The organism is Suttonella ornithocola, from assembly GCF_001889065.1.
GTDB classification, from domain to species: Bacteria; Pseudomonadota; Gammaproteobacteria; order Cardiobacteriales; family Cardiobacteriaceae; genus Suttonella_A; species Suttonella_A ornithocola.
In genome coordinates this window covers 1-540 of record NZ_LWHB01000349.1, presented here as the reverse complement: position 1 = coordinate 540, position 540 = coordinate 1, and the positions used below count along the sequence as shown (strand labels likewise).

The window sequence follows — 540 nt, the reverse complement described above, 5'->3', positions numbered from 1 at the left end:
CTTCAATGATTGCTTTGAATATCACTGCGTTTATGAAAAGCGGCATTGTCCATGACAATTACACTGTTTTAGGTAACTCAGGTAACAGTGCTTCTCTCACCCAATGAGAGAAAATATCGCTGTTAATAGAACCATCATATAAGCGTAAGGCAAACAATTCTCCATTGATAATGGCTCCAATCGCATTGCTCTGGTTCTTTAAATGCCAGTTATCACTTCCATGACAAATTTGTCCTTTTGTGCTGTAGCCATAAGGTCTATGAGCAAAGGTTTTAAAACCACATTCATCAAGATAGACTATCGGTTTGTCTTGAGCGGTCTTATCCACTATTTGTTCTTGAAAGTGCTCTCTTTGCTCTGTGTCGGCTTTTGGATGTTGGTTAATCTTTTTTTATGCGTTATCTTTAGTCGCTTTAGAGCATAACAAATCGCTGATTGCGAGCAATTAAAACGTCTAGCGCTTTCCCATTGGTAATCATCGGGATACTGCTCAATATCCTTAAGCAAGGCTTCATCATCAATCTTTGAGGCTTACGCTCA

2 protein-coding genes are annotated in these 540 nt (G+C 39.1%); both read right to left on the bottom strand.

Annotation, left to right across the window (positions count from 1 at the left end; genetic code table 11):
* Window positions 1-58: 58 nt before the first annotated feature.
* The gene (locus A5N85_RS14320) at window positions 59-328 is read right to left on the bottom strand and encodes a transposase (RefSeq protein ID WP_072577690.1); all 270 of its coding nucleotides are present in this window, start codon (window positions 326-328) and stop codon (window positions 59-61) included.
* Window positions 328-522, bottom strand: coding sequence for an IS630 transposase-related protein (locus A5N85_RS14315; protein ID WP_072577680.1), 195 nt, complete (start codon window positions 520-522; stop codon window positions 328-330). The genes A5N85_RS14320 and A5N85_RS14315 overlap by 1 nt, the downstream gene beginning before the upstream one ends.
* Window positions 523-540 lie beyond the last annotated feature (18 nt).